Here is a 19,427-nt window from a genome sequence, read left to right as displayed (position 1 = left end):
CCTTCCGGAGGAACCATGGGCAAGAGAGATTTGAGCGAATACTCCATTTGCAAGGACGCCCAGGCGATGATCGCCAAAGCCCGGGAGGACGGCGTCGAGACGGTCTGGGACCGCCTGCGGGAACAAGAGCCCCACTGCGGCTTTTGCGAACTCGGCCTGTCGTGCCGCAACTGCATCATGGGCCCCTGCCGCATCGATCCTTTCGGCAACGGCCCGCAACGCGGGGTCTGCGGTGCCGACGCCGACGTGGTGGTGGCGCGCAACTTCGGGCGCATGGTGGCTGCCGGCGCGGCGGCCCATTCGGATCACGGCCGCGACCTGATCGAGACGCTCCTTGCCGTGGGCGAGGGAACAACCGCCGACTATGGCATCCGCGACGAGGCCAAGCTGCGTCGCATCGCCGAGGAGGTCGGCCTGGCGGTTGCCGGCAAGGACGCCAAGGCGGTGGCCCTGGAACTGGCCGAACAGTTTTTTAACGACTTCGGCTGCCGGCGCGGTTCGATTTCCTTTATCGACCGGGTTCCGGCCAAGCGGCGCGCGCTCTGGGAAAAAGTGGGCATCACCCCGCGCGGCATCGACCGGGACGTGGTCGAGATGCTGCACCGCACCCACATGGGCGTGGACAACGACGCCGTGAATATCTGCCTGCACGCCGCCCGGCTTTCCCTGGCCGACGGCTGGGGCGGGTCCATGATTGCCACCGAAGTCTCGGACATCTTGTTCGGGACGCCGACGCCCAGGACCTCCAAAGTCAATCTCGGCGTCCTCAAGGCCGACCAGGTGAACATCCTGGTCCATGGCCACAGCCCCATCGTCTCCGAAATGATCCTGGCCGCCGTCCATGCTCCCGCCCTGCTGGCCAAGGCCAAGGCGGCCGGTGCCCAGGGCATCAATCTGGCCGGCCTGTGCTGCACCGGCAACGAGCTGCTCATGCGCCAGGGCATTCCCATGGCCGGCAACCACCTCATGACCGAGCTGGCCCTGGTCACCGGAGCCGTGGAAGTGGTGGTTGTCGACTACCAGTGCATCATGCCAAGCCTTGTCACCGTGGCCGGCTGCTACCACAGCCGCATCGTCACCACCTCGCCCAAGGCCAAGTTCACCGGAGCGACGCATATCGAGTTCGATGTGCACAACGCCCGGCAAAAAGCCGTGGAGGTGGTGGAACTGGCCATCGAACGCTTCAAGGTCCGTGATGCGGGCAGGGTGGAAATCCCGGTCGAACCCGTGGAGGTCATGACCGGCTTTTCCAACGAAGCCGTGCTCGCCGCCCTGGGCGGCACCGCCGCGCCGTTGATCGAGGCCATCAAGGCCGGCAAGATTCGCGGCGCCGTCGGCATTGTCGGCTGCAACAACCCGAAGGTGAAGCAGGACTATCAGAATTCCAATCTGATCCGGGAGTGCATCAAGCGCGATCTGCTCGTTCTGGTCACCGGCTGCGTGACCGTGTCCGCCGGCAAACAGGGCCTTTTAATGCCGGCTGCCGCCGATCTGGCTGGTCCGGGCCTGTCCGAAGTCTGCAAGGCCCTGGGCATCCCGCCGGTCCTGCATGTGGGCAGTTGCGTGGACAACTCCCGAATCCTGCAGTTGTGCGGCATGCTGGCCACGGCCCTTGGCGTGGACATCTCGGATCTGCCGGTGGCTGCGGCTGCGCCGGAATGGTATTCGGAGAAAGCCGCCACCATTGGCCTCTACGCGGTGGCCAGTGGCATCTTCACCGTGCTCGGCCTGGCCCCGCCGATTCTTGGCAGCAAGGTCGTCACCGATCTGGCCGTTTCGGGGCTTGAAGGCGTTGTGGGGGCGAGCTTTGCCGTGGAAGGCGACCCGGTCAAGGCCGCCGAACTCATCGACGCCCGCATCCGGGTCAAGCGAACGGCCCTGGGGCTGACGCCCTGAGTCTTAGGCCCCTGCCCTGCCCGTGGGCGCTCTCCGGCGTCGCGGGCACTGCGAGCCCTGGCCGACCTCGGTGGGAAAACGCAGCGCTTAGTGAAACGCAACAACAACCTGTCGAACAAAAAAACAAGGGGTTGCAGCCTGCTCGCTGCAACCCCGTCCAATGCCGAAACCATCGCCCTGGCCGAAGCAAGAGCCGCTGCGGCGCACCGCTTCCTCCTCGAAGGTCAATGTGTCTCAAACCGCAGACAACGGGGCCCGGCAAAAGGGAAACGGCCCATCCCCAAAGAGACAGGCCGCCAGAATGCAGAATCTGAAAGATTGCGCCGGGGATAAGCCGGTTCCAGGTCCGCCATGCGGGATTCATGGGCGGCCATGGGGTCTTTAACGACGTGGCCAAGTCCCCGCAGCGTCTCGCTGTCCAGGGCAATACCGCCTGCTTTTTGGAGAATATGCCGCAGGAGCAAGCCCTTTTCTTTCCCTGACAGGGTACACGCTCAGCCCAGGCAGGCCGCCGTGCGATCCAGCAGATCAAGGACTACAGCGGTTGCCGCCTGGGCAGCCGGGGCGTCGCCGGCCCGGGCGGCCTGCTCCAGGGCATAGGCGGCCTGGCGCAGGGGCTCGGCAAAAAGCGTTGCGGCCACGCCCTTGAGCGAATGCGACAAGCCGGCCAGACGCGCCAGATCGCCGGCGGCCAGGGCAGCCTCCATATCGGCCCGGCGGCCAGGGCTTTCGCTGATAAAAACCAAAAAGATTTCCGCCAACAAATCCTGGTCGTCATCAAAGCGTTCGCGCAGGCGGGCCAAGTTGATGCAGTCCGAGGCAGCTTCGCTCATGAACCGTCTCCAGGCGAATGGCCGGCGTCAGGGTTGACAGGGGCCGCGTCGGCAAATGCCGGGCCGGCCAGGGCCGGGGGCAGGTGCAGCGTGATGGCGCAGCCGCCGCCGGGCTGGCCCGAAGCTTCCACCGCGCCGCCGAAATCGTCCACCACTTTTTTGACCATGGCCAGCCCCAGGCCGTATTCGCAGTGCTCGGCCTTGTAAAACGGGCTGAACATGTTCTCCAGGTTTTCACTCGACATGCGGCGGCCGCTATCGGCCACCCGCACCCGCACCCGGTCGGCGTCGCGACCGCTGGTGACCGTGACCAGCCCGCCGTCGGGCATGGCTTCCACGGCGTTTCGCAGCAGATTGATCAGGCATTGCTTTAAAAGGGCCGGATCAAAGGCCACGGCCGCCACCCCTGAAACCAGGGCCACGGCAATGCCCACCCCCCGCCCCTCGGCCTCGGGGCGAACAGCCAGAACCGCGTCGCCAACGGCCCGATTGGCGTCGGCGTCGGCTTCGCTCGACACCTTGCCCACCGGCCGGGCAAATTCCAGGAACTGCTTGAGCATGGCCTCCATGCGGGTGAGTTCCTCGACCACAATGGTGGCCCGCTCCCGGGCCGCCTCAGGCAGTTCCGTCATGTTGGCCAGACGCCGGGCAAAGCCGCTGGCCGCAAACATGGGGTTGCGCAGTTCGTGGGCCAGATACGAGGACAGCCGGCCCATGGTCTCGATGCGCTCGGCTTGGCGGGCGTTTATTTCGCCCAAAGTGCGGTCGGTGATATCGCGGCGAAAGACCGCCACATGGGCGATATGTCCGGCAAGGCCCGCCACGGGATAGGTGTAGGTGCGGTAATAGCGCAGGCGCCCGTCGGCCGAAACAGCGGTATGCAGGCGTTCGGCCTTTTTGCCCGTAGCCAGGGACACCCGGAAGGGACAGGCCACATCATTCGGGTCGCACAGCGGCGGATCGTCCGGCCCGGAGCGCAGCACCTCGCAGTGCCGACCGACCAGCTCGTCCTTGGATTTACCAAGACGGTTTAAGATGTTGCGGTTAAGATCCTCCACCAGGCCAGCGGCCGAGAGCAGGACGATGTCCTCCTGGACCTCGTCCAGGATGGTTTCGAGCAACAGCTTTTGGTGGTCCAGACGCCTGCGGCAGTGCGCCCCGGCCGACACGGCGTTACTGAGGGCACACAGGAAAAATGTGGCCGTGCTGTCCAGCAGCGACGCACCCTGCGGCAGTTCGGCGGCCATGGCCCGGGCCGTCCCCCCGCCGCGCAGATCCACCACCAGATTGATGTCCGGGTGGGCGGCAAACAGCGCGCTGGTGTCTGGATAGGCGGACACGCCGGCCAAAAGGGCCCCGGCCCGCCGCGGGTCGTCAAAGGCCAGATCGACTACGCCGGCCAGACGCATGGGCGGCAAAAACTCGCGAAATTCCTCGCCAGCCACTATCTTTAGGATGGTGTCGAAACCCGGCCCTGTTCCCACCACGCCGACGACGTACTCCCGGTCCCCGGCGTCAAGCTCGCAGTAGGTTTGCGGCGTCTCCCCCCTGTGCTGCGTCATGCCTGCGAGTCCTCCCGGTCAGCCCTCTTCGTGGTCCATGAGAATGGCATAAACCTCCTTCTGGGTCCATCCCGAAAGCCGCGCCGCCACCCGCCGGGCCGTCTCCTTGGGCCGGGAGCCGGCCGCCGCTTCCTCGGCCGCAATCGAGCGGGCCTCGGCCTCGCTCGACTTGCCCGCCTTGCCCGGCCCGACGACCACCGTCACTTCGCCCAAAAGCTCCAGGTCGCGGCCGGCGAAATCCGCCAACCGACCCGGCAAAAACTCCTCATAGGTCTTGGTCAGCTCCCGGCAAAGGACACACTCCCGGTCGCCGAGCACCTCAAGGGCCGCTTGCAAAATGGTCCCGATCCGGTTTTTGCGCTCAAAAAAAACGAGACTGGCCCCGGTAGCCCCGAACCGGGCGAAGGTGGCCCGGGCCTCGGAGGCCGAGCGCGGCAAAAAACCCAGAAAGGAAAACGGGTACGGGGCCACCCCGGCCGCCGACAGGGCCGCCAGGATGGCGGACGGGCCGGGCACAGGGGAGACGGCATAGCCGGCCTCCCGGGCGGCCCGCACCAGCCGGTAGCCGGGATCGGCCAAAAGCGGCGTGCCGGCATCGGACACCAATGCCACATCCGACCCTTCGCCAAGGATCGCCAGCACTTGCGGCAGGCGGGCTTCCTCGTTGTGCTCGTGAAAGCTTACAAGCCGCTTGGCCGAAATGCCAAGCGTTCGCAGCAAAAGCCCGGTGCGCCGGGTGTCCTCGGCCAAAACCACGCCGGCCGCAGCCAGCACCCCGGCCGCCCGGGGGGACATGTCGCCGCTGTTGCCAAGGGGCGTGGCCACAATAAAAAGCGTTGCCTGCGGGGAACTCTCCACCAAAGCCTCCTTTCCCTGCCCCATGGGTACAGCCGCCGGTCGGTCCCGGCAAGGCCCGACCATTGACATGACCGCACTTTGGCCTACTTTAATTCCGTTTCACGAACGTCCACGGCCTTGGCAAGCCCCCTGCAAAACGGGAGTTTCTGACCTTCGCCGTATGAATTTTCCGGCTGCGGCCGATGCCGTAGCCGAGACGGACACCCAACACCAACGCGAAACCCAAGGACACATCATGTCGCAACAGGTTGTCATCATCGGGGGCGTCGCCCTGGGACCCAAGGCCGCCTGCCGTTTCAAACGGCTGGAGCCGGAAAGCAACGTCATCATGCTGGACCGCAGCCCGCGCATCTCCTACGGCGGCTGCGGCATTCCCTACTACGTTTCCGGCGAGGTCAGCGAAATCACGGGCCTGCAATCCACGGCCTTCCACATGGTGCGCAATCCCGAATTCTTCCGCGATGTCAAAGACGTGGACGCCCGCAACGAGACCGAGGTGACAGCCATTGACCGCGCGGCCAAGACCGTTACGGCCAAGCATCTGCCCACCGGCCGGGAAGAAACCATCCCCTACGACAAGCTGGTCCTGGCCATGGGCAGCCGGCCGCGGCGCCTGCCCATCGCGGGCCTTGACCTGCCGGGCGTGCACACAGTGGACAGCCTGGAGGCGGCCGAATCCATCAAGGCGGCGGTGGCGGCCGGAAGTGTTGGCTCGGTGGCCATTATCGGCTCGGGCTTTATCGGCCTGGAGATGGCTGTGGCCTTTGCCGACATGTGGGGGCTGGAGGTGACGGTCATCGAACTGTTCGACCAGATCCTTCCCGGCGTCACCGGCCCGACCCTGTCCACCATGGCGCGCAAGCACATGGAGGAAAAGGGCGTGGCCTTCCGTTTATCCGAACAGGTGGCCCGCATCGAGGGCAACGGCAAGGTGGAACGGGTGGTCACGGACAAGGGTGTTGTCGAGGCCGACATGGTCATCGTCTCTGTCGGCGTCGTGCCCAATGCCGAGCTGGCCAAGGCGGCCGGCCTGGCCGTGTCCGAGCGGGGCGGCGTGCTGGTTAACGAACACATGCGCACCTCGGACCCCGACATCTATGCCGGCGGCGACTGCGTGGAAGTCAAAAATCTGGTCACCGGCCAGCCCATGTATCTGCCGCTGGGGTCCATGGCCAACCGGCAGGGCCGGGTCATCGGCGACAATCTGGCCGGCGGCGACGCGCGCTTTACGGGCGTGGTCGGCTCCTGGTGCGTCAAGCTCTTCGATCTGGGTGTGGCCGGCACGGGTCTGACCCTGGCCGGGGCAACGCGGGCCGGCTTTGACGCCGTGGCCACGCACATTACAGCCATTGACCGGGCGCATTTTTATCCCGAGCATGGTCTTATGTCCCTGGAGCTGGTGGCCGAGCGCGGCACCCGGCGCGTCCTTGGCCTGCAAGGGGTGAGCGTTATGGGCGACGCCCTTATCGGCAAGATCAACACCGTGGCCGCCATGCTGCCACAAAAGCCCACCGTGTCCGACATCTCCAACGTGGAAGTGGCCTACTCGCCGCCCTTTGCCGCAGCCATGGACATCTTAAACACCGTGGGCAATGCCGCCGACAACATCCTCACCGGCCAGAACAAGGGCATTTCGGTGACGGAATTCGCCAAACTTTGGGATGACGCCGACAGCAACGTGCAGGTCATCGACTGCCGGGAAAACCTGCAAGGCGCTCCGCTGGAGGCAAAGCATCCCGGCCGTTGGCACAACATCCCCCAGGGCCAGTTGCGCCACCGTTTGCAGGAAGTGCCCAAGGACAAACCGGTGTTCCTTATGTGCAACACCGGGGCACGCTCCTACGAAGCCCTGGTCACCCTGACCGACGCCGGCTTTACCCAGGTGGTCAGCGTCGAAGGCGGCATGGCTGCGGTCAACGCAGCCGGTGTCGACGTCTAGACGGCCTCCTCGCTGACTCGCTGTTTCTTGCGGGGATCGGCTGTTTGGCCGGTCCCCTTTTTTGTTGCGCCTGGCCGGGCGCAAAACGGGGAGGCGGGCTTTCGCTTTTTGCTCCCGAACCCGCGGCCCGAAGCTGCCGGACGCTGGCCCGACGCCGGCCCTGTCTGGCGAACCTTGCGCATTTGGCGTAGGAGTTTTCCCAGAATCGCCAACCCCAACCACGAGGCCGCCCATGCGCCACATTATCTGCTGCCTGTTTGCCGCCGCCCTCATTGCAGCCGCCCAGCCGGCCGTTGCCGAGGAAATCGACTGCGTCACCACCGAATGGAAGCTTGTCGGAGCCAACCACAAGGTCTGCGTCAGCGCCTTTGACGATCCCGACCTGCCCTGCGTCACCTGCTACATGAGCCAGGCTCGCACCGGCGGCGTGTCCGGGGCCGTGGGACTGGCCGAAGATCCTTCGGAATTTTCCCTCGATTGCCGCAAAACCTGCCCCGTCACCCTGCCGGAGAAGTTTCCCAAGAAAAAGAAGGTGTTCTCCGAAGGCACGTCCATCATTTTCAAGGACACCGAGGTCAACCGGCTCTACGATCCCAAGCGCAAGGCCATTGTCTATCTGGCCATAAGCCGCCGGATCGTCTCAGGTTCGCCCAAAAACTCCATTTCAACCGTCGTGACGCCCTAACCGCTTCGCTGCCATGCCGCCTTTTGAGACCATCCCCGTTGGCGTGGTGCTGGTTGGCGATGACGGAGAAGTGGCCGAGGCCGATGCCGAAGCCAGACGCCTGCTCGACCTCGACCTTTCCGGCGTCGTCTCACCGCGCTGGAGCCAGCTTGGCCTTTCGACGTCGGTCCACGAGCCGCCGGCCGGACGCGGGGCGCTGCTTTCGCGTCTGGGAGCCGGGGGCGATCTGCGCTGGTTCGTCCTGTCGCGCCGCCCGCTGCGGCTGGGCGGCGAGCCGCTCTACGTCTTTTCCGTAGCCGATGTTACCGCTCTGGTCGCCGATCTGGACAAGTATCGGGGATTTTTCACCAACGCCGTGGAGGGCATCTTCCAGTCCACCCCCGGCGGCCGTTTCCTCGATGTCAACCCGGCCCTGGCCGCCATCCTCGGCTACGACAACCCGGCCGACATGATCGCCGCCCTGTCGGATCTGCGGTCCGAACTCTACGTGGACCCGGCCGATCGCGACCGCTTCCTGGAGCGCCTGGGCAGGGATGGCTTTGTCACTGGCCTTGAAACCCGCTTTTACCGCAAGGACCGCTCGGTCAAATGGATTTCCCAGGCGGCCCGGATCGTGCACGACACCGCCGGCGCCGCCCTGTATATTGAAGGCCTCAACATCGACATCACGGCCCGAAAGCGGGCCGAGGAAGCCTACAACGACATTTTGGAGCGCTACCGTTCCATCGTCACCGGCAGCATCGACGGCGTCATCCTGTGCGCGGCCGCCGGGGCCATTGTCACGGCCAACCCGGAATCCGAGCGCATTTTTGGGCGCAGCGAAGCAGCCCTGGCCGACGCGGGCCTGGCTGATATCATAAACGACGCCGACGGCCGCCTGACTGCCGCCCTGGCCGCCCTGGCCGGAGCCGGCCGCTTCCGGGGCGAGTTGACCGGCCTTCGCCCCGGCGGGCAAACCGTGCCGCTGGAAGTCTCGGCCAGCGGCTTTCCCCACAAGGGCGGCCCCGACCACAGCGTCTGGATGGTGCGCGACGTGACCGACCGCAAACAGGCCGAAGGCGTGCTGCGGGAAAGCGAGGAAAAATTTCGCCGCACCTTTGACCAGTCGCCCATCGGGGCCAGCATCCTGTCCCTGGAGTACCGCTTCCTTCAGGTCAACGACGCCCTGTGCCGCATCACCGGCTACGCCGCCTCCGAATTACTCGGCAAGTCCATGCTCGAAATCACCCATCCCGAGGATGTGGCCGAAACCCTTGACTGGGCCGAACGGCTGCTGGCCGGGGAACTCGACCGCTACGAGATCGACAAGCGCTACCTGCGCCCGGGCGGCGAGACGGTCTGGGTCCATCTGTCGGTGCGCCTCATTCGCGATGTGGCCGGCCGGCCGCACTATTTCATGCCCATCGTCCAGGATGTCACCGAACGGGTGCGGGCCGAAGCCGCCACGCGCGCCCTTCTCACCGAAAAGGAAAGCCTGCGGCTCAACCTCGAAGCCATCTTCCGGGCCATTCCCGATGCCATCGTGGTTGTCGATACCAAAATGCGGGTCATAAAGACCAACCGGCCCCTGACCGACGTCTGTTTCGTCGGCGACATCCTGACCGGTCCGGGCGGGCAGCAGGTGGTGTCCGGTGCCTGCCGCCGGGGCTGCTTTGCGGCCCTGCGCTCGACACTGGCCACCCAGAAACCGGTCATCGAATACCGGGTGGAATGCCAGGGGCAAAACCCCGGCCGGGTGGTGGTCATCAATTCCATGCCCCTGTCCGGCGAGGCCGCAACCTTTGTCGGGGCGGTGCTCATTATCCGCGACATCACCCGGTTGGCCGATCTGGAAAAACGCCTGACCGATCTGCACAGCCACCGGGGGATTATCGGCAAATCCAAGCCCATGCGCGACATCTACCCCATGCTCGACCAGCTCGGCGAGGTGGACACCACCGTCCTTATTACCGGCGAATCCGGCACCGGCAAGGAGCTGGTGGCCGAGGCCGTCCACTTCGGCGGCCCACGGGCCAAAAAGCCCTTTATCCGGGTCAACTGTTCGGCCCTGTCCGATGAGTTGCTCGGCAGCGAACTGTTCGGGCATGTGCGCGGGGCCTTTACCGGAGCCATCCGCGACAAGGTGGGCCGGTTTGAGGCGGCCCAGGGTGGCACCATCCTTTTGGACGAAATCGGCGATGTCTCGCCGCGCCTCCAGCTCGGGCTTTTGCGCGTGCTGGAAACCAAGGAATTCGAGCGGGTGGGCGAGGCCAAAACGCGCAAGGCCGATGTGCGCGTCCTGGCTGCCACCAACGTGGATCTGCCCGAGCGCATCCGGGCGGGGCTGTTTCGGGCCGACCTCTACTACCGGCTCAAGGTGGTGGAGGTGCGCCTGCCGCCGCTGCGGGAACGGGTCGAAGACATTCCGCTGTTATCCGATCATTTCATGCGCCACTTTGCCGCCAACTTCGGCAAGACCATCACGCGTCTGTCCGAAGAGGTCATGGGCATCCTCATGGACTATCCCTGGCCGGGCAACGTGCGCGAACTCAAATACGCCATGGAACACGCCTGCGTGCTGTGCCCGGAGAGCGAAATCCTGGCCGCGCATCTGCCGCGCGAACTGCTGGCACCGCAGCCCCGGCCGACGGTCCCGCCGCCGCACCACCCCTGGCGCGGCGGCCTGACGCGCGACGCCATCGACGGCGCCCTGCGCCAGACCCAGGGCAACCGGGCCCAGGCCGCGCGGCTGCTCGGCGTGGACCGGCGCACCTTGTACCGCAACATGGCTCGCCTGGGCGTGGGTTGAGACCCTGCAAGCGGGGCACAGGCAGGTGGGGCAAACGCCCCACCTGCGCCCCATGTGTGGCACAAGTGCCACATATCAATGCCCCACCCGCAGCGGCCAGTGTCGCGCGGATTCTTTGCAACTCACTAAAATAAAACACCTTTAATTAAGATTTTACAGACCATCAAGCTGGCATGCTCTTTGCCATTAATTGCGCAAGAGGTCTGGCGCGATCACGCCAAATCCGGTACATCGGCGCAGGGCGAAACGGAACACGCGGGTTCCGTTTTTTTGGCGCACACCCCCACGGCCTTCCCGGCCAAACGCGGACGCACTGATTTTCGGTTGCGATTCCGCCAAGGAGCGTCTGCATGAGCGGCCACAAAGCGTTTTACAAGTCTCTCTATTTCTGGGTCATCACCGGCATTGTCGTCGGTATCGTCCTCGGCCTGGTGCCGGCCACCAAGGGCTTTGCCGAATCCATGCAGCCATTCGGCACGGCCTTTATCCGCATGGTCAAAATGATCATCGCACCCATCATCTTCTGCACCGTCGTCACCGGCATCGCCAAAATGGGCGATATGGGCAAGGTCGGCCGGGTGGGCATCAAATGCATGCTCTATTTCTGGACCATGACCCTGTTTGCCCTGGCCATCGGTCTGGTCGTGGTCAACCTCTATCAGCCCGGTGCCGGCATGGACGAATATGCCGCCAAGATGCAGGCCAACCAGAAGGAAATCGCCAAGGTCGAAGAATTCGCCGGCAAAGCGAAAAAGATGTCCACCGTGGACTTCCTCATGAACATCGTGCCCACCTCGGTGGTCGATGCCTTTGCCAAGGGTGAAATCCTCCAGGTGCTCTTTTTCTCCATCCTCTTCGGCGTCGGTCTGGCCAACCTCGGTGACAAGGCCAAAAACATCATCAAAATCATTGACGAGTTTGGACGAGGGCTCTTTAAGGTCGTCCACTACATCATGTATTTCGCGCCACTTGGCGCGTTCGGAGCCATGGCCTACGTGGTCTCCTCCCAGGGTCATGAAGCCCTGCTCAAGCTGCTCTACCTCATGCTCGGCGTCTACACGACCTGCATCATCTTCATCTTCGTCGTCCTGGCCGCCGTCTGCAAGTTCTCCGGCTTCTCCCTGTGGCGCTATCTCGTCTACATCAAAGAAGAAATCCTGCTCGTGCTGGGCACCTCCTCCTCCGAGGCGGCCCTGCCCCGCATGATGGCCAAGCTGGAAAACGCCGGGGCCGACAAGTCCGTGGTCGGCCTGTGTCTGCCCATGGGCTATTCGTTTAACCTCGACGGCACCTGCATCTACCTGACCATGGCCGCCGTGTTCCTGGCCCAGGCCACCAACACACCCCTGGACTTAAACCACCAGCTCTATCTGCTCTTCGTGCTGCTGCTCACGTCCAAGGGCGCGGCAGCCGTCACCGGCGGCGGCTTTATCACCCTGGCCGCCACCCTCCAGACGGTCGGCACCATCCCGGTGGCCTCGCTGACCCTGCTCCTTGGCGTTGACCGCTTCATGTCCGAAGCCCGGGCCATCACCAACCTGATCGGCAACGGCATCGCCACCATCGTCGTGGCCAAGTGGGAAGGGGCCATGGACATGAACAAGCTCCAGGCCGTTCTCTCCGGTGCCGACGACGAATACGCCGACGACCCCGAAGACATGCTCATCCTTGAAGAATCGGCCGAATCCGCCACTGTGGCCGCTTCCAGCAAATCGTAAACACCTGACGGAGGATAATCCATGTCCGTTCCAACCACGGCAACCCACGAGGGACTGCCCGTCGGCAAACTCTCGGCTTATCTCGACTGGGCGCAGATGCTCACCGGTGCGGCGCTGATCCTGTTCATGTGGAGCCACCTGATCCTCGTCTCCAGCATCCTGCTCGGACCCGGCGTCATGAACGGTCTGGCCTGGTTTTTCGAGGCCACCTACATGGCGCAAGTCGGCGGCCCGCTGATCTTTCTGTGCTTCCTCGTCCACTTCGTCCTGGCCGCCAGAAAGATTCCGTTTAATACCGCCCAGCAGCGCGTCATGCTGGCCAACGCCAAACGCCTGCGCCATCCTGACACCTGGCTGTGGATCGTCCAGGCCGTTACCGCCATGGGCATCCTCATCATGGGTGCCATCCACCTCTGGGTGGTCCTGACCAATCTGCCCATTACGGCCGAAAAGTCGGCCGCCCGCATCCAGACCGGCTTCTGGTTCGTTTTTTACCTCTTCCTGCTCCCCATGGTGGAACTCCACGTCGGCATCGGTTTTTACCGCATCCTGGTCAAATGGGGCTTCGTTGACCGGCCGGGCCGCTGGACCCTTAAAAAGAAAGAAAATCTGCTGACCGCCGTTTTCATCGGCATCGGCCTGCTGTCGCTGTTGCGTTACTACTTCCTGCCGCTCAAATAAGGGTGCTTCCATGAAAATAATCCAGACCGATCTCTTGTGCATCGGCGCAGGGCTGGCCGGCGAACGCGTGGCCATCGAGGCTGCCGACAACGGGTTCTCCGTCATCTGCCTGTCCATTGTCCCGGCCAGACGTTCCCACTCCTCGGCCGCCCAGGGCGGCATGCAGGCGGCCCTTGGCAACTCGGCCATGGGCGAGGGCGATTCCCCCGATGTCCACTTCGCCGACACCGTCAAAGGCTCCGACTGGGGCTGCGATCAGGAAGTGGCCCGGCTGTTCGTCGATGCCGCGCCCATCGCCATGCGCCAAATGGCCTTTTGGGGCGTGCCCTGGAACCGCGTCGTGCCCGGCGAGCAGACCTATTACAAGGGAGGCAAGCCCTTTACCGCCTTTGAAAAGCCCGAAAACGAAGGCCTTATCCACTCGCGCAACTTTGGTGGCACAGCCAAGTGGCGCACCTGCTACACCTCCGACGGCACCGGCCACTGTGTCCTTTATACGCTGGATAACCGCGCCGCCCAGATGGGTGTCAACGTGGTGGACAAGGTCGAGGCCATTGCGCTCATTCACGACGGCGACGTCTGCATGGGAGCCATTGCCCGGTGCCTTAAAACCGGCGAGTTGACCGCGTATCTGGCCCGGGCCACCCTGGTCGCCACCGGCGGCTTTGGCCGCATCTACCGCGAGTCCACCAACGCGGTCATCTGCGACGGCGGCGGCCTTATCACCGCCCTGGACACCGGCGTGGTGTCTCTTGGCAACATGGAAGCCGTGCAGTTTCACCCGACCGGCATCGTCCCCACCGACATCCTGGTCACCGAGGGCTGTCGCGGCGACGGCGGCACGCTCCTTGACAAAAACGAATACCGCTTCATGCCGGACTACGAGCCGGACAAGGCCGAACTGGCCTCGCGCGACGTCGTTTCCCGCCGCATGACCGAACATATGCGCAAGGGCCTGGGCGTCTCCTCCCCCTACGGCGACCATCTGTGGCTGGACATCCGCCATCTGGGCGAGCACCACATCCGCACCAAGCTGCGCGAAGTTGACGAGATCTGCCAGTCGTTTCTCGGCGTCGATCCCGTCCACCAGCTCATCCCCGTGCGCCCGACCCAGCACTATTCCATGGGCGGCGTGCGCACCAACAAGGATGGCGCGGCCTACGGCTTAAAGGGCCTGTTTTCCGCCGGCGAATCCGCCTGCTGGGACATGCACGGCTTTAACCGCTTAGGCGGCAACTCCCTGGCCGAGACCGTCGTTGCCGGCATGATCATCGGCGGCAAGATCGTCGAATTCTTAAAGGGCACCGAGACAACCTTCTCCACAGGTGCCGTGCGCGACGCCATGAACAAACAGACCTCGCGCATCGCCGATCTCGTGGCCTGCAAGCATGGCAGCGAAAACCCCTATGTCGTGCGCAACGCCATGTTCGACTCCATCATGAAGGGAGCCGGCATCTTCCGTAACGGCAAGGACCTCGAGAAGTGCGTGGCCGAACTCCAGGAAATCCTGGGCCGCGCCCGCAAAGTGGGCCTGCGCTCAAACGGCAAGGGAGCCAACCCCGAGCTGACCATGGCGCTTAAGATCGAAGGCATGGTCAAACTGGCCCTGTGCGTGGCTTACGGGGCGCTCAAGCGCACCGAGTCGCGCGGCGCGCACACCCGCGAGGACTTCCCCGAGCGCAACGACCGCGACTGGCTGACCCGCACCCTGGCCACCTGGACCGAAGGGGCCGATCTGCCGACGCTCAACTACGAGCCGGCCACCCACACCTTCGAGATGCCCCCCGGAGACCGCGGCTACGGCGGCGGTAAGATTATTTCAATGGATGCACCGAAGTAGCACTCGCATCGTTGAAAAGAGCCTCCGGCGGCCGGGGGGGATCATCCCCCCCGGACCCCCTGGAAGGGGGGGATTGGGGCAAAGCGGTGCGACCCTGTTGGCGCGCGCGAGCGAAAAGGAGAAGAAAATGGGCAGAACGCTGACTTTCAATATATTCCGGTACAATCCGTCCGATCCGGCCTCAGCGCCGCATATGGACAAATTCACGCTGGATGAGACCGAGCGCATGACGCTTTTTATTGCGCTCAACCGCATCCGGGAAGAACTCGACCCCACGCTGATGTTTGATTTCTGCTGCCGCGCCGGCATCTGCGGTGCCTGCGCCATGGTCATTAACGGCCGCCCGGGTCTGGCCTGCCACACCAAGACCAAGGAAATGCCCGACGAGATTACGCTGATGCCGCTGCCGGTCTTTAAGCTCGTGGGCGACCTGTCCGTTGATACCGGCGTCTGGTTTCGCACCATGTATCAAAAGATCGAATCCTGGGTGCATACGGATAAAAAGTTCGACCCCACGGCCCAGGAAGAACGCATGGACAACGGTCTGGCCGAGCAGATCTACGAGCTCGACCGCTGCATTGAGTGCGGCTGCTGCGTGGGTGCCTGCGGCACGGCCCTTATGCGCGAGGACTTCCTCGGCGCTGTGGCTTTAAATCGTCTGGCCCGGTTCATCCTCGACCCCCGCGACCAACGCACCGAGAAGGACTACTTCGACGTCGTCGGCACCGATGAAGGCATCTTCGGCTGCATGGGCCTTTTAGCCTGCGAAGACGTCTGCCCCAAGCAGATTCCGCTCCAGGAGCAGCTTGGCAAGCTGCGCCGCAAGATGGCCCTGGCTGCTGTGAAAAACATCCTGCCCAAGTTCCTCAAAAAGGACTTCTAGCATGAAGACCGTTTCCGCCAAGGATATCCGCGACGCCGTGGCCGCCATGTGCATCGCGGCCAACCGGGAGCTTCCGGCCGATGTGCGCGCCTCGTTCGAGGCTGCCCACGCCGCCGAGGATGCCCCGGCCGCCAAGGAAATCTTTCGCCAACTTCTCGAAAACGCCGATCTGGCCCGGGACACCGGCCTGCCGCTGTGCCAGGACTGTGGCTTGGGCGTTTTCTTCGTCGAGGTTGGCGAAGACGTGCGCGTGGAGGGTTCGACCCTGCGCGAAGCCATTAACGACGGCATGATCGCCGGCTACAAGGACGGCTATCTGCGCAAGTCCTCCTGCGATCCCTTTACCCGCAAAAATACCGGAGACAACTCCCCGGCCATCATCCACTTCGATATCGTGCCCGGAGACAAGCTCAAAATCCTCATGATGGCCAAGGGCGGCGGCTCGGAAAACATGTCGCGCGTCACCATGCTCTCCCCGGCCCAGGGCTGGAAGGGCATAAAGGACTTTGTTGTGGGTCGGGTGGCCGAGGCCGGTCCCAACCCCTGCCCGCCCACCATCGTCGGCATCGGCATCGGCGGCAACTTCGAACTGGCTGCTGTTAATTCCAAAAAGGCGCTCATGCGCGAACTGGATGACCGCCACAGCGATCCCGAGATCGCCAAGCTCGAAGACGAGTTGATGGCGGCCATCAATGCCCTGGGCATCGGCCCCATGGGCCTTGGCGGCAAGACCACCAGCCTGGCGGTCAAAATCATCGTCGCGCCGTGCCACTTGGCCAGCCTGCCCCTGGCGGTCAACATCCAGTGCCACAGCGCCCGCCACAAGGAGGTCACCTTCTAATGGCCGAGTACCATCTGACAACGCCCTTGACCGATGCCGACGTCACCCCGCTCAAATCCGGGGACGTGGTCTACATCACCGGCAACATCTACACCGCCCGCGACGCCGCTCACAAACGGCTCGTGGAGACCCTTGACGCCCAAAAGCCGCTCCCCTTTGACCTCAAAGGCGCGCTGATCTACTATGTCGGACCCTCTCCCGCGCCTCCGGGACGCCCCATCGGTTCGGCCGGTCCCACCACCAGCTACCGCATGGATACCTATGCCCCGCGCCTGCATTCGCTGGGCCTTAAGGGAACCATCGGCAAGGGCAAGCGCAGCGACGAAGTCAAAGCGGCCCTGGCCGAACACAAGGCGGTCTACCTGGGTGCCACTGGCGGCGCCGGGGCCCTTTTGTCCCAGCGCATCACCGACGCCAAGGTCATCGCTTACGAAGAGCTTGGCCCTGAGGCTATCCGGGAGTTGACGGTCAAGGACTTCCCGCTCCTGGTGATCAATGATTGCCACGGCGGGGAGCTGTACGTGAAACCGAACCTCGGCTAAGCCGCGCCAGACCGGCGCGCGTCGTGGAGCACTGATGCCAAGTCGAATCCTGCGCAAGCGAAAGCTCATCCCGGGCGCGACCAGCGAACTGGTCATCTCGGCCCCGCATATTGCGGCCAAGGCCAAGCCCGGCAACTTCGTGATCCTGCGGGTCTGGGAGGACGGGGAACGCATTCCCCTGACTATTGCCGACGCCGATCCCGACGCCGGCACCATCACCCTGGTCTATCTGGTCATGGGCAAGACCACCGCCCATCTGGAGACCCTGGATGCGGGGGACGACATTCTGGATCTGTGCGGGCCGCTGGGGAAAGCGACCGAAATCCACAAGCTCGACGGCCCGGTCATCTGCGTCGGCGGCGGCACCGGCATCGCGGCCATGCACCACATCGCCAAGGGCCATCACATGGCCGGCAATCAGGTGGTGACCATCATCGGCGCGCGCTGCGAGGATCTGCTCCTGTTTCACGACGAATTGTGCTCGTTTTGCCCCGAGGTGCTGGTTGCCACCAACGACGGCAGCTGCGGCCGGCAGGGTCTGGTCACGGACCTGCTCGTCGAACGCCTCGAAAATGATAAAACCGTGGCCGAAGTGGTGGCCATCGGCCCGGTGCCCATGATGCGGGCCGTGGCCGAGGCCACCAAACCGTTTGGCGTCAAAACCACGGTCAGCCTCAATTCGATCATGGTCGATGGCATTGGCATGTGTGGCGCGTGTCGCGTCAGTGTGGGCGGCCAAACCCGGTTTGCCTGTGTGGACGGTCCGGAATTCGACGGCCATGCCGTGGATTTCACCGAACTCGCGGCCCGGCTGACGGCTTTTAAGGACCAGGAACGCCTTTCCTACGAGGAGTTTAAAAAAAGCCATGTCTGCAACTGCTCCAAGTAAAAAGGCCAAAGTCCCCCGCACCGCCATGCCCGAACAGCCGCCCAAGGTGCGCGCCCGCAATTTCCAGGAAGTGGCCCTTGGCTACACCCCGGAAATGGCCCGCATCGAAGCTGCGCGCTGTCTGCAATGTAAAAAACCGGCCTGCCGCAAAGGCTGCCCGGTCGAAGTCGATATCCCCGGGTTCATCAAGCAACTCGTGGCCGGGGAGCACGACGAAGCCTATGCCGTGCTGCGCCGCACCAACTCCCTGCCGGCCGTGTGCGGCCGGGTCTGTCCCCAGGAAAACCAGTGCGAAGGTGCCTGCATCCTCGGCAAAAAAGGCGAACCCGTGGCCATCGGCCGGCTGGAGCGCTTTGCCGCCGACACGTATCTGGCCAAGTCCGCCTGCGAAACACTCACCGGCGGTCCGGCTTGCGCCATGGCCCGCGATGACCTCAAAGTCGCCTGCATCGGCTCGGGACCGTCGAGTCTCACCTGCGCCGGCTATCTGGCCGCCCGGGGCATCCCGGTGACGGTCTTTGAAGCCCTGCACGAAGTCGGCGGCGTCCTGGTCTACGGCATCCCGGAATTCCGCCTGCCCAAAGGGGTGGTGCGCCAGGAAGTCGAGGCCATGAAGGCCCTGGGGGTGGAGTTTCGCCCCAACTGGGTCGGCGGCAAGACCGTAACCGTGCCGGAACTGCTGGAGACGGGCTACAACGCCGTCTTTATCGGTGTTGGAGCCGGACTGCCCCGCTTTCTGGGCGTGCCCGGCGAAAACCTCATCGGCGTGTTCTCGGCCAACGAGTACTTAACCCGCGTGAACCTGGGCCGGGCGTACAAGTTCCCGGCCACCGACACCCCGACCTTCCCGGCCAAACATGTCGTGGTCTTCGGCGGCGGCAACGTGGCCATGGACGCCGCCCGCACCGCCATGCGCCTGGGGGCCGAGAAAGTCTCCCTGGCCTATCGCCGCACCGAATACGAAATGCCGTGCCGCCGCGAGGAACTCCACCACGCCAAGGAAGAGGGGCTGGACATCCTGTGCCTCAACGCCCCGGTGGAATTTATCGGGGACGAGAATGGCCGGCTGGCCCGCATCGTGCTGCAACGCATGGAGCTTGGCGAACCCGACGCCTCGGGCCGCTGCTCGCCGGTGGCCTGCCAGGGCGACACCTGCACCATCGAGGCCGACATGGCCATCGTGGCCGTGGGCACCGGAGCCAATCCGCTTATCAGCCAGACCACACCGGGTCTGGAAACCTATCGCCGGGGCTATATCGTGGCTGATCCGGCCACCGGCGAGACCTCGATTCCCAATGTGTTTGCCGGCGGCGACATCGTTACCGGTGCCGCCACCGTCATCTCGGCCATGGGAGCCGGACGCCGGGCAGCCAAGGCCATTGCCGACCGCCTGCTCGGACCACTCCCGGCCGAGGTTTCACCGGACGAAACAGCGGACGATTCCGCTGACGCATAATAACGCGTCTAACCAA

Annotated in this window: 15 protein-coding genes; 12 read left to right on the top strand and 3 right to left on the bottom strand. The window is 64.0% G+C overall.

The features are described 5' to 3' along the window. Positions 1 to 15: 15 nt before the first annotated feature. The gene (gene cooS, locus GTA51_RS01425; RefSeq protein WP_160958048.1) at positions 16 to 1,896 is read left to right on the top strand and encodes an anaerobic carbon-monoxide dehydrogenase catalytic subunit; all 1,881 of its coding nucleotides are present in this window, start codon (positions 16 to 18) and stop codon (positions 1,894 to 1,896) included. 494 nt (positions 1,897 to 2,390) lie between these two features. On the opposite strand, the gene GTA51_RS01420 is transcribed toward cooS, so the two are convergent. Genes GTA51_RS01420 through rsmI form a run of 3 tightly spaced genes read right to left on the bottom strand, consistent with a single transcriptional unit; the run spans position 2,391 to position 5,173 of the window. Next, on the bottom strand, positions 2,391 to 2,729 hold the full coding sequence (locus GTA51_RS01420) for an Hpt domain-containing protein (RefSeq protein WP_160958046.1): 339 nt from the start codon (positions 2,727 to 2,729) through the stop codon (positions 2,391 to 2,393). Then, positions 2,726 to 4,291, bottom strand: coding sequence for a sensor histidine kinase (locus GTA51_RS01415; RefSeq protein ID WP_160958045.1), 1,566 nt, complete (start codon positions 4,289 to 4,291; stop codon positions 2,726 to 2,728). Before GTA51_RS01415 ends, GTA51_RS01420 begins: the two co-directional genes overlap by 4 nt. A gap of 18 nt (positions 4,292 to 4,309) precedes the next feature. Continuing rightward, complete coding sequence (rsmI, locus tag GTA51_RS01410) at positions 4,310 to 5,173, bottom strand: 16S rRNA (cytidine(1402)-2'-O)-methyltransferase (protein WP_160958043.1); 864 nt, start codon at positions 5,171 to 5,173, stop codon at positions 4,310 to 4,312. A gap of 211 nt (positions 5,174 to 5,384) precedes the next feature. On the opposite strand from rsmI, the gene GTA51_RS01405 reads away from it, so the two are divergent. From GTA51_RS01405 to gltA, 11 genes are all read left to right on the top strand, one after another. Beyond that, entirely contained in the window at positions 5,385 to 7,088 is a 1,704-nt protein-coding gene (locus GTA51_RS01405; RefSeq protein WP_160958042.1) for an FAD-dependent oxidoreductase, read from the top strand. A gap of 232 nt (positions 7,089 to 7,320) precedes the next feature. Beyond that, positions 7,321 to 7,773, top strand: coding sequence for a CreA family protein (locus GTA51_RS01400; RefSeq protein ID WP_160958040.1), 453 nt, complete (start codon positions 7,321 to 7,323; stop codon positions 7,771 to 7,773). A gap of 13 nt (positions 7,774 to 7,786) precedes the next feature. After that, a complete protein-coding gene (locus GTA51_RS01395) occupies positions 7,787 to 10,561 on the top strand; it encodes a PAS domain S-box protein (RefSeq protein ID WP_160958038.1) in 2,775 nt (924 codons plus the stop codon). A 350-nt stretch (positions 10,562 to 10,911) separates the two neighbouring features. After that, the gene (gene dctA, locus GTA51_RS01390) at positions 10,912 to 12,279 is read left to right on the top strand and encodes a C4-dicarboxylate transporter DctA (RefSeq protein ID WP_160958036.1); all 1,368 of its coding nucleotides are present in this window, start codon (positions 10,912 to 10,914) and stop codon (positions 12,277 to 12,279) included. 21 nt (positions 12,280 to 12,300) lie between these two features. After that, complete coding sequence (locus GTA51_RS01385) at positions 12,301 to 12,960, top strand: succinate dehydrogenase/fumarate reductase transmembrane subunit (RefSeq protein ID WP_160958035.1); 660 nt, start codon at positions 12,301 to 12,303, stop codon at positions 12,958 to 12,960. 10 nt (positions 12,961 to 12,970) lie between these two features. Next, the gene (locus GTA51_RS01380; protein ID WP_160958033.1) at positions 12,971 to 14,800 is read left to right on the top strand and encodes a fumarate reductase flavoprotein subunit; all 1,830 of its coding nucleotides are present in this window, start codon (positions 12,971 to 12,973) and stop codon (positions 14,798 to 14,800) included. A 127-nt stretch (positions 14,801 to 14,927) separates the two neighbouring features. Next, positions 14,928 to 15,683: a fumarate reductase iron-sulfur subunit gene (locus GTA51_RS01375; protein WP_160958031.1), complete on the top strand. Its 756-nt coding sequence runs from the start codon at positions 14,928 to 14,930 to the stop codon at positions 15,681 to 15,683. A 1-nt stretch (position 15,684) separates the two neighbouring features. Next, positions 15,685 to 16,524 carry a fumarate hydratase gene (locus GTA51_RS01370; RefSeq protein ID WP_160958030.1) on the top strand — a complete coding sequence of 280 codons (840 nt, stop codon included), beginning with the start codon at positions 15,685 to 15,687 and terminating at the stop codon, positions 16,522 to 16,524. Further along, complete coding sequence (locus tag GTA51_RS01365; RefSeq protein WP_160958028.1) at positions 16,524 to 17,066, top strand: Fe-S-containing hydro-lyase; 543 nt, start codon at positions 16,524 to 16,526, stop codon at positions 17,064 to 17,066. Before GTA51_RS01370 ends, GTA51_RS01365 begins: the two co-directional genes overlap by 1 nt. 34 nt (positions 17,067 to 17,100) lie before the next feature. Further along, positions 17,101 to 17,955 (top strand): sulfide/dihydroorotate dehydrogenase-like FAD/NAD-binding protein, encoded by an 855-nt coding sequence (locus GTA51_RS01360; protein WP_160958026.1) that lies wholly within the window; start codon positions 17,101 to 17,103, stop codon positions 17,953 to 17,955. Next, positions 17,933 to 19,411 carry an NADPH-dependent glutamate synthase gene (gene gltA / locus GTA51_RS01355; protein ID WP_160958024.1) on the top strand — a complete coding sequence of 493 codons (1,479 nt, stop codon included), beginning with the start codon at positions 17,933 to 17,935 and terminating at the stop codon, positions 19,409 to 19,411. The genes GTA51_RS01360 and gltA overlap by 23 nt, the downstream gene beginning before the upstream one ends. The last annotated feature ends 16 nt before the right edge of the window (positions 19,412 to 19,427 follow it).

The organism is Solidesulfovibrio aerotolerans, from assembly GCF_009856865.1.
GTDB classification, from domain to species: domain Bacteria; phylum Desulfobacterota; class Desulfovibrionia; order Desulfovibrionales; family Desulfovibrionaceae; genus Solidesulfovibrio; species Solidesulfovibrio aerotolerans.
The sequence above is the reverse complement of the archived record's forward strand: the minus strand, read 5'-3'. Positions and strand labels throughout refer to the sequence as shown.